The 13,087-nt window shown below is 44.8% G+C and carries 13 protein-coding genes; 3 read left to right on the top strand and 10 right to left on the bottom strand.

The features are described from left to right. Positions 1-12 precede the first annotated feature (12 nt). The 10 genes from RS24_RS00420 to RS24_RS00375 all read right to left on the bottom strand — a co-directional run bounded on the left by RS24_RS00420 (position 13) and on the right by RS24_RS00375 (position 10,594). Positions 13-537 carry a nuclear transport factor 2 family protein gene (locus tag RS24_RS00420; RefSeq protein ID WP_021776194.1) on the bottom strand — a complete coding sequence of 175 codons (525 nt, stop codon included), beginning with the start codon at positions 535-537 and terminating at the stop codon, positions 13-15. Positions 538-572: 35 nt separating this feature from the next. After that, the gene (locus RS24_RS00415) at positions 573-881 is read right to left on the bottom strand and encodes a 2Fe-2S iron-sulfur cluster-binding protein (protein WP_021776193.1); all 309 of its coding nucleotides are present in this window, start codon (positions 879-881) and stop codon (positions 573-575) included. A gap of 20 nt (positions 882-901) precedes the next feature. Continuing rightward, positions 902-1,795 carry an NAD-dependent epimerase/dehydratase family protein gene (locus tag RS24_RS00410; protein WP_021776192.1) on the bottom strand — a complete coding sequence of 298 codons (894 nt, stop codon included), beginning with the start codon at positions 1,793-1,795 and terminating at the stop codon, positions 902-904. Positions 1,796-1,817: 22 nt separating this feature from the next. Next, the gene (locus RS24_RS00405) at positions 1,818-2,228 is read right to left on the bottom strand and encodes a nuclear transport factor 2 family protein (protein WP_021776191.1); all 411 of its coding nucleotides are present in this window, start codon (positions 2,226-2,228) and stop codon (positions 1,818-1,820) included. Positions 2,229-2,321: 93 nt separating this feature from the next. Continuing rightward, positions 2,322-3,392 carry an amidohydrolase family protein gene (locus RS24_RS00400; RefSeq protein ID WP_021776190.1) on the bottom strand — a complete coding sequence of 357 codons (1,071 nt, stop codon included), beginning with the start codon at positions 3,390-3,392 and terminating at the stop codon, positions 2,322-2,324. Between the two features lie 171 nt (positions 3,393-3,563). Then, on the bottom strand, positions 3,564-6,248 hold the full coding sequence (locus RS24_RS00395; protein WP_021776189.1) for a TonB-dependent receptor: 2,685 nt from the start codon (positions 6,246-6,248) through the stop codon (positions 3,564-3,566). Positions 6,249-6,434: 186 nt separating this feature from the next. Continuing rightward, positions 6,435-8,168 (bottom strand): hypothetical protein, encoded by a 1,734-nt coding sequence (locus tag RS24_RS00390; RefSeq protein WP_021776188.1) that lies wholly within the window; start codon positions 8,166-8,168, stop codon positions 6,435-6,437. Between the two features lie 11 nt (positions 8,169-8,179). After that, complete coding sequence (locus RS24_RS00385) at positions 8,180-8,626, bottom strand: nuclear transport factor 2 family protein (protein ID WP_021776187.1); 447 nt, start codon at positions 8,624-8,626, stop codon at positions 8,180-8,182. 43 nt (positions 8,627-8,669) lie between these two features. Beyond that, complete coding sequence (locus RS24_RS00380) at positions 8,670-9,827, bottom strand: sulfotransferase family protein (protein ID WP_021776186.1); 1,158 nt, start codon at positions 9,825-9,827, stop codon at positions 8,670-8,672. Further along, positions 9,824-10,594 carry an SDR family NAD(P)-dependent oxidoreductase gene (locus RS24_RS00375; RefSeq protein WP_021776185.1) on the bottom strand — a complete coding sequence of 257 codons (771 nt, stop codon included), beginning with the start codon at positions 10,592-10,594 and terminating at the stop codon, positions 9,824-9,826. Before RS24_RS00375 ends, RS24_RS00380 begins: the two co-directional genes overlap by 4 nt. A gap of 156 nt (positions 10,595-10,750) precedes the next feature. On the opposite strand from RS24_RS00375, the gene RS24_RS00370 reads away from it, so the two are divergent. Genes RS24_RS00370 through RS24_RS00360 form a run of 3 tightly spaced genes read left to right on the top strand, consistent with a single transcriptional unit; the run spans position 10,751 to position 13,065 of the window. Then, the gene (locus RS24_RS00370; RefSeq protein WP_021776184.1) at positions 10,751-11,530 is read left to right on the top strand and encodes an SDR family NAD(P)-dependent oxidoreductase; all 780 of its coding nucleotides are present in this window, start codon (positions 10,751-10,753) and stop codon (positions 11,528-11,530) included. Between the two features lie 3 nt (positions 11,531-11,533). Further along, positions 11,534-12,598 (top strand): DUF1214 domain-containing protein, encoded by a 1,065-nt coding sequence (locus RS24_RS00365; protein WP_021776183.1) that lies wholly within the window; start codon positions 11,534-11,536, stop codon positions 12,596-12,598. Then, positions 12,595-13,065 carry a nuclear transport factor 2 family protein gene (locus tag RS24_RS00360; RefSeq protein ID WP_021776182.1) on the top strand — a complete coding sequence of 157 codons (471 nt, stop codon included), beginning with the start codon at positions 12,595-12,597 and terminating at the stop codon, positions 13,063-13,065. Before RS24_RS00365 ends, RS24_RS00360 begins: the two co-directional genes overlap by 4 nt. Positions 13,066-13,087: the final 22 nt, after the last annotated feature.

Here is a 13,087-nt window from a genome sequence, read left to right as displayed (position 1 = left end):
AGGCCATTCAACTTAAGCCATATTACTTGTTAGCATTTCAACAAGTTTGGCCTTCATCGGCTTAACCCAGACCTCTTTCAAACGGGCGTTGAGCAATCCAGCTTCTTCTAGTTCATCACATAGTTTCATCTGATGCGCGAGGTCGAAAAAGTCATGCTGGTGCGAGAACATTCCGTTGCCAGCATAGGTAATGAAAGACACGCCGGGCGTTTGATAAAAACTGCCATCAGGTCGTTTACCCGGCCCGCGATTCCACCAATGGGTTATGATACGGTTACCATTCACGGCATAGCCATCATAGGGAAAGGTCCAATCTTCAAAACCTCCCATATCTTCACCATAATGGGTTTCCTTGATTTGCTTACGACCAACAGCCGTCACAGGCCGAACACCGGCATACTCGCATAAATATACCGCATCCTCGGTATATGTTTCATCGACAAAAAAAGTCCAATCCGTCACCTCAGAAGCTTTTGAATGATGCTCTATTAATCTTTCAGCGGCGGCTCTAACCTCTTCTTCGGGATACACAGTCATGACTAACTCCAATAATTAAAACTCTAATAAACGCTTTAGGCCGGTGTTACTTTAAGTCCATCCAGCTCATCCGTAACTTTAATCTGACAAGATAGCCGCGACTCGGGACGAACATCATCAGCAAATTCAAGCATTTGCTCTTCATTTACATTTGGTGGCCCAACAAGTTCCCGGAAAGCTTCATCAACATAAACATGGCATGTGGCGCATGAACATGATCCGCCACAATCTGCTTCAATACCAGGAACACCATTACGGGTGGCAACCTCCATGACTGAGTCACCTTTTTGTGCTTCAAACTCAGACACGCTTCCGTCTGCACCAATGAAACTTATTTTGGCCATGATTAAATCTCCTTTAGTCGTTAGTTCAAATAAGATGAAACAACATTTTTGATTGTTTCTTTAATTCTTTGACGTCCGTAATTGAGCTCACCATTTTCGGGTTCATAGCTCACAGTCGCGTTGCGACCTGCATACAGAATGATATCTGGAAGCATTGGGTGGGCATCAGTCGTGACATCCAGATTTTGCGGGTTGCCAACAGCTTCACAGAATAACTCCAAATACTCTTTCCAACTTAAATTCTCATCCCCGATGAGATATGCCTTACCTGCCTCGCCATGCGTAAAACCTCCCAGCACAGCTTCCGCGACTGAAAGGCTACTAATGTGGTTAACACCACCTGCAGGTGCAATAAGTGGCACACCCTCTAGCTTACCGGCTGCATACATAGTCAACCCTTCAAGATGCGGTGCTTCTATACCGGGGAACTGCCCAATAATATAGGGCGCATCGAGACAAACAATTTCAAAATCAGGTGATGAAAAAGCGCGCAAGGCTTTGTCAGCTTCGTAACGGGAGCGCACATAGGCGCTGGTTTCAATATTCTGAGAAGCCACGACAGGATAAAAAGTTCCAATATAAACCGCTTTGGAAATATTGGATTGTGCCGCCTGTTCAAAAAAATAGGGCACCCGCACACCATTAGCATGCATAAAAAAAGTCTCGTCACTCTCCCCTTCTGGCAGCATACGAATATCCGCCCCAGCCGAGAAAACCAACCAGTCAAATGCGTTGAGTATCTCAAGTGAGATATCATCATGGATATAATCATGGGCGATGTGCGGGAATTCTAGAAGCGCAGGGTTGGAAGTCGGATTTCTGGACATAAGTGTTACCTCATGTCCTTTAGAGGCCATCAAACGGGCAGTTTCAGCACCAACAAGCCCAGTTCCGCCAACAATCAAAGTCTTCATAATTTCCCTCACATTTCTTCTTTTAAAGAACTGGTCTTTGCCCTCCGCATAGAATATCGGTAACTTTCTCAGTGTCCATATATTCTTTGAGGAGAAGGACTTTCCCGTTCTTGAAGATAAATAAAAAATGATAAAAATTCTGATACATAACGCCGGAAACGTGCATACCTTCACTTTCCGCTTCTACAGCAACTCGGTCATCTTCAGCAGTCATGCTGATGATCTTAAATTTAATACCATCGGGAAACGCTTCATAAATTCGTCCAGCAAATTCGACTATTTCAGCTTTCTTTTGTGTCCCCGAAATTAACGTATCACCAGATGTCCAGACAGCTCCTCCCTCATGATAAAGGTTTACAAAACCTTCAACATTGCCATTGGACATCTGATCAAAGAAATCAATAACTGTCTGTTTATTTTGTTCGGTGTTCATTAACTACCAGTCTTATCAAGACGCTGTCGAAAAGTTTATTTTCCTTTCGACAGCGTACCAGATAGATGACGTCGTCAATTAATCAGATTTAAATCAAGAAAAACCATACATGCGAGCGCCATTGCCCCAAGTAATTTTATCGGTTTCTTCTTCAGGCATATCCTTAAACATCTCGGCAACTTTAGCTTGCGCATTCGGCCAGTTACAGCACGGATGCGGGAAATCAGTTGACCAGAGAAGGTTCTCAACACCTAAATCATAACGGTTATTTACAGCTTCTGGCTCATCAACAAAGGTTACAGCCATTTGGCGTTTCCAGTATGTGCTTGGCAATTCCTTAACACCCGGGAAGTCATAATGCTGGTGCATACGGCGATCAAGGAATTCAAGGAAACCTGGAATCCAGAATAGTCCTGGTTCAACCCAAACAATTTTCAGATTTGGATGACGCTCCAGAATTCCTGTCAGGAAGTACCACATCATTGGCTCCATCATTAGTGATGGTGGCAGGCCTGTGAAGATACCTTTTTGCGGAGTTGGGTCACGGCGGAAAGTCCCCCAAAGATGCTTTGTCACGGTTAAATGGTGAGCAATCACAACACCTGACTCAGCGATGGCAGCAAACAATCTGTCATATCGCTCATCGTGGTAATCCGGCAGTCCAAGAACTGACGGAGAGTTAGGTAATTGCACTGAACGCGCACCCAGTTGAACAACGCGGTGAAGCTCTTCAATTGCAAAATCAATATCCGTAATCGGTAAATGATAAGTAATTAGAATGCGGTTTGGATCGACAGATGCAAATTCATAAAGCGCACGGTTAAACGCCTCAAGATTATCTTGAACAGTATCAAGATTATTATAAAAACGCATGTCATCCAGCGGGTCATTATACATGACCTCGTGAGCAACTCCGTCCATGTCCATGGCTTCAAGTCTAGCTGGGCCTTCGCGGTAACCAGGATGGCTGGCAGCCTCCAGATCTACGAAATCCTCCATAGCCAAACTTTCACCCTGCTTCATATCTTCGTCATATTTTTCATAAGCTTTCACGGCATCGTCAAAAGCGTCCAATTTGGTGCTGGCGACATGTTTCCGAATAGCTTCTGGTGGAATGTAGACATGAGAGTCTACTGAAAATAATTTACGATTTTCGCCACTCATGGGGCCCTCCTGCAGAGTAATAATTTAGAAAAACGCAGTTTTTACAAACTCATTTATAAAATAATAAGTCAACTTTCTCTGAATTACAATTTTAATCGAACGCCATTCGAAAAAAATTAAAAAAACGGCGGGAATAAAACCCGCCGTTTCAATCTTGATATAAGCGTCTGCTTAGAAGTTCATACCCATTGACACGCCATAAGAAGCTGGCTCGCCAAATACGAAGACATCATATGAAAGCGCTCTGAAACCAATACCATCAATACGGTACTCTTCATCAGTAATGTTTTTGCCCCAAAATTTCAGGAAGGCCGATTTACCGTTAGAGAGTTCATAGTTAAATCTTATATTCGCATTGATAAGGTCATGCGCATCATTTCCTTCATCTTGTGATGAAAGATGGTCATCTTTGTGGTTTAGGTTAATGTGCGCATACATTTCCAGTCTATCGTTGATTTGAGTATTGTAATCAAGTGAGACTGAATACTGCCACTCAGGAACACCTAGTGGGTCTTCCCTTAAATCCACCACAAGTGGTGTACCTGGAGGGCATAAAGCAATTTGCTGTTGAAATGTTGGTGTTAATTGGCACAGATATGGGTTAACCACTGGATCGTTTTGAACATCTGTGTATGCAGCATTACCGGATATAGTAAAGCTATCTCCAATGAGATGAACAAAATCAAACTCAAAGCCTTCCATTTCAGCAGTAGTATTTACAATTGCACGGTTGGTAGCAACTAGAGGCTCTTTCGGAACGTTAAACTGTTCATTATCGAGTTCATACTGGAACGCAGCAATGTTTAAACGTGTACGACCGTCATTGAATGTGCTTTTGATACCAATTTCATATGCTGTGATTTCTTCTGGATCAAAAACTAAATCGCAACCATATGATCTTCTTGGTCCAGTCTCTCCAGGGTTACATCTTGCAAGGATAAAGTTACCCTGTGCATCCGTGGTATTTTCTGGAAGAGAACCTGCGGTTTCATTAAAACCACCGGCACGAAATGACTCAGTTCTTGAAACATACAACATCGTGTCATCATTGAAGTCATACTCAATCATGAACGTAGGGTCTGTGCTATCAAAAGAAGTTGAAGCAATATTGGTAGGAATAATATTTCCTAAGAGGTCCCTGTTATCCACCATTAATGGAGAATGAGGTTGTTGAATAACGTCTTTTTCCTCATCAGAAACGCGAATACCAGCAGTAATTCTCAAGTTATCTTGTACATGGTAGGTAAGTTGAGAATAAGCAGCCATTGCATCTGTATCAACAATAAGAGGCAAACCTGAACCTCTTCTAGTGCGGGCTGCAGCTGTGGTACATCCCTGAACAAAAGCAGCCTGATTACCTCCATAAAGTGCAGGAGTACAAGCACCTAAAAGAGTTCCTAAATCAGCAAAAGCAGACGCATCAGTTCGGCTTGCATATCCTCCATCAATGTCTCTATTAGTTGCAGTATCTTCATTGAGATAGTAAAGGCCTGCGGTATATTCCAGCTTACCATCCATAACGTCACCGGTGAATGTTATTTCAAACTGGGTTTGTTCATGATCATCTGGGCCGGTACTGAGACTGTTATAGAAATCTGTCATAGGAGCTGACAAAGCGGCATAAAAGTCTGGTCTGAAGGGAACAAAGCCATTATTAGCAACTGTGCCGTTTAAGAAAAGTGGGTTGTTAAGACCTAGTGTCATTAAGCCACCGCCAGATTGCTGATTAAACACATACCCACCAGTTATTGCATTGAGACCAAGGCTTACACCAGGAACTACATCACCTAGATAAGGACCAGACCCAACAGAGAGAGCATCAATTTGGCCAACATCAGGCTGAAGTGAAACAGCTCTTTCACCATCTTGTGATCTAAACCCAGCATTGAATTTGACCTTATGATTATCGGCAATATCGTACTCAACGGTCAGCGACACACCCATATTTTCCATTGTACCTCTACCAACATTTTGCAGAGAGTTAGCAGTATCTTGTCTTCCAAAACGTGGGGTTACAACGCCCTCAAAACCAAATTGTGAAACTTGAGCAGGCTGATAAGTCCCATCAGGAACAGACTGGTAGTAAAGCGGTGTATTTTCCATTTCACCATAATCAGCACTGAAGTTTACAGTGAGGCTATCATTAACTTCGTTGAGGTAAGAAAACCTGTAGCCAACCTTATCACTAGCAGCAAAGTTTTCACCAAGCCCTTTATTTTCTACCCATCCATCATGCTCTGAGTGATAAGCAGAAAGTCTGATTGCTGATGAGTCATCTAAAGGAATATTGACGTAACCTTGAAGCTCTCTTTGACCAAATGAACCAAAGCCAGCCTCGATTTTACCAAAATATTCATCAGGATTTGGTTTTGCAGAAATCAGGTTAATTGCACCCGCAACAGCGTTACGACCATAAAGTGAACCTTGTGGGCCTTTAAGCACCTCGGCTCTAGCAAGATCAGGAGAGTCGAAGGCAATACCAATGATTTTACCCATATACATACCATCAACATACATAGCGACTTTACTGTCGAGACCATGCTGAGGGTCACCAGTACCGATACCACGCATGAAGATTCTAAAACCATTTGAGTTAGCCGCAGCCGGATAAGTCACCAAACCTGGAGTAAACTGTGACAAATCTGCAAAGCCATCAATATCTCTATTGTCTAATGCTTCTACATCAAACGCAGAGATTGATACTGGTACTTCTTGAAGTGACTCTTCACGTTTTTGAGCAGTAACAACTATGTTATCAATAGCTCTGCTTTCCTGAGCATTAACGGGTCCGGAGAATGATACTCCAGAGGTAATCAATGCCACTGCAAGCGATGACATGTAAAGTTTATTTGACATATTGGCTCCCTCCATTGTCAGCGTATTATTCAATCATGCATTGAAACTAAGTTTCATGAAAGATATTTATTAGATGATATTCAAAAATATCATTCGAAAAAAAACAACCTATTTTTTTAAAAGATAATAAGCACTTATTTACTATGGTAAAAATACCACATAAGGTTGATACAAGTAAATTTAAATTTATTGAGTATTAAAATTTTTATCCGCTTTAATAGGTTTTAAAAGAGCCCTTCCCCACATTGTCCCATAGAAAATACGGCCTTTTTCATCAATGGTAGGGCCTGAGAATTCTGAATTAAATTTCTGTCCGCCGATAATATAATGGAACGTCTCATCGCCTGTGTCCCAGTTTAGTGCTTCTAGTGTCCATTCTTTATTGCGGGCGCCAATAAAATATACCTGCCTAGTGCCAAGACTAACCCATGGCACGCCATTAGGTGAACTGACCTCGGCATTTACCCAAGCTGAATAAAGCTTTCGGGTCTCAGGATCCCATTGAAATTTTTGCACACCATAAGGCTGGATATCAGGATTGCCCCCCAGTGGCCCAATAAATAGGCCGTTCACACCTCCATCTTTGGGCATGAATGATGGGACATTTCTCGGCTGGTTATTCACCACAAGTACGCCATATCCGGCAACAATCACAGTTTGTTCAGTCTGAATTTTTTTTAGATTTAGCGGCCCCATCGTTACCGGCGCTAGACCGGCAATACGACGTGAAGGTGCTCCAGGCAATTTCTCCCAATCCTCAGGAACTTCATCCCGCCACATGAGGGTGACATTCATAAGCTCATCACCATCAGTCAGCGCAATCAGGCGATCTTCATCACCAAAGCCCATCAGCGCTGGTGTCGCACCGGAACCTCCACCTTTGCCGCTACGATATTCAGCAACCCATGCGCCATCTTTCGCCTCCTTAGAGAACCCCTCACCTGTCCAGATGACTTTATGCATATGATTGCGAGACACTACATAAATACCCCCCTCATCGTCTATGGCAATCGAGTTTCTGACCCAGCCATAACCCACGCCCAGCGACTCGGTATTTTCCTCATCAGCATAAGTAAGCTGTGTCATATGATACTGGGTCAAATCAGAGGAAATAGCGACCAGATATCCGTTTTCAGTCGGGTAAACAATCCAACCATCATAAGTCATATTCATACCCACTGTCGGCCCAGCAGCATTTTCAGGTAGCCTGAAAATGGCTTTTTCAACAATTTCGGAGGCTGCATCACCTTCCACAGCATCTCCATAGGCTCGAATGGAACCATCTTTATTGGCGATATATATCCAGCCGTTTTTACCGACGACACAATAGACACCTGAGATATCCATTAACGGACTTACAGCGCGCATTGCCGTTGGCAAATTCCAAACACTGTTATCCCTATCCAGGCTTGCAGTAATTTTCTCGGCCCAGGCCTCATTATATTTTTCAAATTTGTCGCTCGGCATATGCGCCAAAATTTCATAGGTCTCACTATCCAGCTTATAAATGCCATTGACCCCATTTGCCCAAATAACGCGTCTTCCGTCTGGATAGAGACTGGATGTATAAGCACCGAAATAACCTGGCCCTAAAAACTGGTAAACGATTTCATTCGGTTTTAATCTTCGCGTCACATCCATCGGGCCATTAATCGCCGTGGCATCCTGCTGAGAAGGATCACCATGCGGCAGGGCATTTACCCCGTCGGCAAGCTCAGTATTTTTAGGGGCAAGAAGCATCCCAACATCAGCACCGCGAAGCGCCTCTGGCAAATCAGGGGCCAACGATAATGCCGGCCATTGCTTGCCAGGTACAGGCGTTTTGCCTGGTGGCATAAGAAGTGTAATGGTTATCGCCAGACCGGCGATAAGCACCAAAAGACCAGCTAAAATAATAAGAATTGTTTTTTTAAATGTCATGAGCATTTCTCTTATTCTTGAGCTTGAAAATCAGCGGGAAGATTATGGAAGTAACTGCACTCTTCATTTCGATGGCGAATACGCCACCCCTTATCAGTGCGGACAAATTCATCGACATACCAAGCGCCTACAAAAAAGACATGTGGCTGGCCCTCACGCTCGACAATCATTGGGTTAAATAAAATTGTTCGGGTCTTGGCTTCATCACCATTAAAATTGATAAGCGGCACACCAATCATATGTTGACCGCCATTAAATTGTTGCAAAGCCCTATCCAGATATTCCTTGGCTTCCGGTAAGGTACATTTCAGACCACCCGTCGCGGTGTAATCAATGATGGCGTCTTCGGTGAAAAAATCATCCAACGCCTCCCAATCTCTATTATCAATCGCTTCACAATAGAGCGCGAGAATGTTCTGAATTTCCATTCGATCTGATAGTTCTTGGTGACTGATCATAATACCCCCCGATCAGATAATTATAGGCGTTGACTATATTGGATTAGTCTTCCCCCAGATAATTTTGACGATATACCGCAAATTTTTCTTTAATCATGTCCTCGGTGAGACCAAAATCTGAGATATCATATTTGTGCGGCGCACGATCCTCTCTTTTATTGGCTTCAATCCACTGCCCCATATCATTAATAACATCCGGCGTAACATCAATACCTGCCGCCAGCAAAACACGTTGCCCCTGGGCGATAGGGTCTTTCAACAATTCCGGATATTTTACATCCACAAATCTTTCCTCTGGTGACTTTGAACGCACCGACATAAAAGAGTCCGTCCATTGGCTTAATCTTTCAAACCAATATTCCCCAACCATAGCATGAGTAATTTCCTCAGACCCCATGCGATAAAGTGTGGACTCCATGCTGCAATAAGACGGTACGGTAGAAACTGGATCGCGGTGAGTCATCACTATTTTGGCATCTGGAAAAATCGCCATTGCCGTATCCAGTGCCATCAAATGGCCCGGAGTTTTTAGCACCCATTTTTTTCCTTCACGTGAAGGGTCTTGCCACATAAAGGATTGATAGATTTCTCTCAAATCCCTATAAGCTTGCTCACTATCCTGTGTCCCAAGCCAAGCGGCATAACTCGGCACATAGTAAGACGCCTCCATCATACTGCTTGAAAAAAGCTGTCCGAGAATAATGACCTCTTCATCCGGCTGATCAATGCTCATAGGATGAATAGACATAATCTCGGGAATTTTCTCCACCATGTAAGCTAATATGCCTTTTGCAGCCTCACGTCGTTGGCTCGAGTTGCCCTGAGCCTCCCCAGGAAAAGGGGCATAATTTTGCGTCTCATACCATTTAACACCCGTCATACCTTTTGCTGATGACAACATGCGATGCATCATGGTGCTACCCGTGCGCGGCAGACCAACCACGATTGCGCTCACATCAACGGGCAAGTCTTTAATTTCAGGATTTTGCTTGACCAATTCGATGTGGCGTAAGCGGTTGACCATGGCATTAATAACCATTCCCTGAACACCGCCTAGCCCGTCCTCATTTAGTCGCGCTTCGGTGTTAATCGATTCAATAAATTTATCCATATGGCCGAAGAACCATGTGTCACCGAAATCATCAAGGCCGGCGGTTTGACGGGCGGCATCCAGCAGCACACCCCTTTCAGGCATACTCATATGCCATAACCTCCTGACACAGAAATTTGCTGACCCGTCACATAAGCTGCACGGTTGGATGCAAGGAATACCGCCGCGTGACCAATCTCTTCAGGCTGACCCCATCTTTTAAGGGCAAGATTTTTATGTACCTCTTTCACCCATGTTTCGTCAAAATGCCCCTTCTTGGTCAACTCCAGAAACATGCCTGCCTCAATCACACCAACCAGAACACTATTTGCACGGATTTGGTTACGCCCCTCCTCGCGAGCAATGCCCTGGATGAGCGACTCGTTTGCCGCCTTTGGTGAAACGGAAAGGACATCTTCGTCAGGGAACTTACTATCCCCCGCAGAACCGAGATGCACCAATGACCCACCACCATTGTCGCGCATATGCAAAATACTTGCCTGCGCCGCAGCAAAGAAGCCATTGACTTCGGTATTAATGGCTCGCTTCCATTGCTCTGTCGTGACATCAGCAATCTTCACCTGATCAACAAGCGGCCCCGCCCCCCAAACAAGTGTGTGGACACGACCATGCGCCTGCGCTGCCTCAGCAACTGCTCGTGCCGCAGCGCCATCTTCGGTGACATCACAATGATGAAGAGACACTTTACGCCCTAAGGCTTCAACCTGCGCCGCAATATCTTTTGCGACATCTTCTTTTGACCGCCAGATAAGAGCCAAATCAGCACCCGCTTTTGCAAATTCCATAACAACGTGTTGACCGATCCCTCCGGTCGCACCGAAAATAAGTACCGCGCCATGTGAAAACATATCTTGCATATCACCCTCCAAATTTTATGAAAGCGCCTGAGCTTTCGTTCTTTTTTAACAAATTGATAAACCAAAAATCTTGTGCAAGAGTAACTTTATAAAATTTTGTCGCAAGTTGAATTTCAAAAAATTTAAATAGATAAAATATGTTTTGGTGGAGGAATCATGCTTTTAAAAGATAAGGTTGTAATCATTAGTGGGGTCGGCCCGGGCATGGGTCAGTCAATGGCGAAGCTGGCGGCACGCGAAGGCGCCAAAGTCGGTATGGGCGCACGCAATCAAGAATTTTTGGACTCAGTTGCCGCAGAAATCAAAGATAGTGGCGGAGAGGTTGTCGCCATATCAACGGATATCTCACAGGAAATCCAATGCCAAAACCTTGTCAATAAAGTTGTCGAAGCTTTTGGGAGAGTCGACGGACTTGTGAACTCCGCTTATCTTCATGGTGAATGGGCAACAACTGATGTTGCAGACACTTCGAGTTGGTCAGACCTATATGAAGTGAACTGTCTTGGCGCATTGCGTATGGCGCAAGCCTGCCTCCCCTCAATGAAAAAACAAGGTGGTGGGGCGATTGTGAATGTTTCAACAATGGCAACGGTCAATCCTTTCCCCGGTGAAGCCGCTTACGCAGCAAGCAAGGGAGCTATGCTCGCGATGACACGCCACATGGCAAAAGATTTTGGTCAGTACGGTATTCGCGTAAATGCCACCCGCATGGGCTGGATTGGCGGCAAGCCGGTCTATGATTATATTGACCGTCAGGTCGAAGCTGGCTTTGACAGAGATGCTGTTGTCGGTGAAATCACCCAGCGTATTCCCCTTGGCATTATCCCGCCGGAAGAAGATTGCGCTTTAGCCGTTCTCTATTTTATCTCTGATTATGCACGCGTTGTTTCCGGAGGCACTCTGGATGTCAATGGCGGGCAATATATGGCGCCATAATCAATGACGGCTCAATCACCTGCGGATGTCTGGAAGGACTTTTGCCATCAACTGGAACAAGCCGGTTCAGATGTACTGAATTGGGAAGCGTCACCTATGGAACAGGCAGAGGGATTGAGATACCTCTCACGCCTATTACGCATCAGCCTTGAAATGAATCTTGAAAATGCCGATCCGGCATTTCCCTATTTTTATCAAGCCTCTCATGAGACAGCTAAAATCGGTGCCGATAATCCTGATAATATTTATTTGAATGCAACCATAAGCGGACAACACAGCTATCGTGTTTATGGCAATAGGGGTAGCGCACCGGTTTTCAGCTTTGGTAGTAAAGCCAATCGCTATGCCGTTGACGGAACCATGGCATCCACCGGAGAACTTGATGTGCGCGATATGCATGTTGAAGCCGATGGCAGCTTCGAGGTGATTGTCAGTAAAGACAAACAAGAGGGCAACTGGTTGCCTCTCGCTGAAGATAGCTCAATGTTACTTGTGCGACAGACTTTTCTCGACCGTACTTCTGAAGAACCCGCCAAGGTTCAAATTGAAACTCTTGATGGCCCGGCAACCCCACCCTTAGCCGAAACACAAAACATCGCTGCTGCACTCACCCGAAGCACGGCCTTTGTGCAGGGAACTGCAAAACTTTTTATTGATTGGGCTGAGATATTTAGGCGCAATAATCTCAATACGCTCGACACGGTTGATCAGACAATGTTCTTCAGAGCCGGCGGCGATGCGATGATTTACTATCTTCACGGCTACTGGGATATTCCATCCGGCAAAGGGTTAAAAATCAGAACATCAATCCCAGATTGCGAGGGCTGGAATTTTCAACTGAACAATATCTGGATGGAGTCGCTTGATTATCGATATCACGACATCCACATCAATAATGCCTCAGCAAAACTTGACGACGATGGCGGGGTAACAATTATTGTCAGTGAGCGCGATCCCGGTTTCGGCAACTGGCTCGACACGGCAGGCCATACAAGAGGCACAATGTTGTTGCGCTGGACGGGCGCAGAAGATCACCCTGTTCCCATCTGTGAGGTAATAGATCTATGACAGAAGCATTAGAAAAACGTCTTGAGGCTCTCGAAGCGGAGAACGCAATTCGTAAACTCAAATATACATATCTCAATGCCTGTGACCGCAAAGATGTGGAGACCATTAGGGCCTGCTTCACCGAAGATGCTGAACTGGATTACCCGCCTATCGGAAAATTTGGCCTTGATGGTCTGATAGATATCTTCACCCAAATGGCAGCCACCACGCCAATAACAGATGTGCATCAGGCACATAATGGTGAGATAAATATTGACGGCGACACAGCCACAGGCTTTTGGAATCTCGGCTTCGCTACCTATGACCCGCGGGATAAATCCTTCCGCCTGCTGTCGAGTTTTTATCATGACCGCTACCGAAAAACAGTGTCGGGCTGGAAAATTTGCTACTCGCGCTCCGAACCAAGGGCAATCGTTGATGGCAGTCTCGCAGAAGACAGCATCAAGGGGGAATGGCTGGCTGAGTAAAACTCATTAATTGCTTAGGCTT

The organism is Candidatus Micropelagos thuwalensis (assembly GCF_000469155.1).
Taxonomy (GTDB): domain Bacteria; phylum Pseudomonadota; class Alphaproteobacteria; order RS24; family RS24; genus Micropelagius; species Micropelagius thuwalensis.
This window is presented reverse-complemented; position numbering and strand designations above follow the sequence as displayed.

Coding starts and splice junctions, on each gene's coding strand:
- RS24_RS00410 (WP_021776192.1), bottom strand. CDS start 1,795: ATGAAGACTTTGATTGTTGGCGGAACTGGGCTTGTTGGTGCTGAAACT.
- RS24_RS00370 (WP_021776184.1), top strand. CDS start 10,751: ATGCTTTTAAAAGATAAGGTTGTAATCATTAGTGGGGTCGGCCCGGGC.
- RS24_RS00395 (WP_021776189.1), bottom strand. CDS start 6,248: ATGTCAAATAAACTTTACATGTCATCGCTTGCAGTGGCATTGATTACC.
- RS24_RS00380 (WP_021776186.1), bottom strand. CDS start 9,827: ATGAGTATGCCTGAAAGGGGTGTGCTGCTGGATGCCGCCCGTCAAACC.
- RS24_RS00360 (WP_021776182.1), top strand. CDS start 12,595: ATGACAGAAGCATTAGAAAAACGTCTTGAGGCTCTCGAAGCGGAGAAC.
- RS24_RS00400 (WP_021776190.1), bottom strand. CDS start 3,392: ATGAGTGGCGAAAATCGTAAATTATTTTCAGTAGACTCTCATGTCTAC.
- RS24_RS00375 (WP_021776185.1), bottom strand. CDS start 10,594: ATGCAAGATATGTTTTCACATGGCGCGGTACTTATTTTCGGTGCGACC.
- RS24_RS00420 (WP_021776194.1), bottom strand. CDS start 537: ATGACTGTGTATCCCGAAGAAGAGGTTAGAGCCGCCGCTGAAAGATTA.
- RS24_RS00405 (WP_021776191.1), bottom strand. CDS start 2,228: ATGAACACCGAACAAAATAAACAGACAGTTATTGATTTCTTTGATCAG.
- RS24_RS00415 (WP_021776193.1), bottom strand. CDS start 881: ATGGCCAAAATAAGTTTCATTGGTGCAGACGGAAGCGTGTCTGAGTTT.
- RS24_RS00385 (WP_021776187.1), bottom strand. CDS start 8,626: ATGATCAGTCACCAAGAACTATCAGATCGAATGGAAATTCAGAACATT.
- RS24_RS00365 (WP_021776183.1), top strand. CDS start 11,534: ATGACGGCTCAATCACCTGCGGATGTCTGGAAGGACTTTTGCCATCAA.
- RS24_RS00390 (WP_021776188.1), bottom strand. CDS start 8,168: ATGACATTTAAAAAAACAATTCTTATTATTTTAGCTGGTCTTTTGGTG.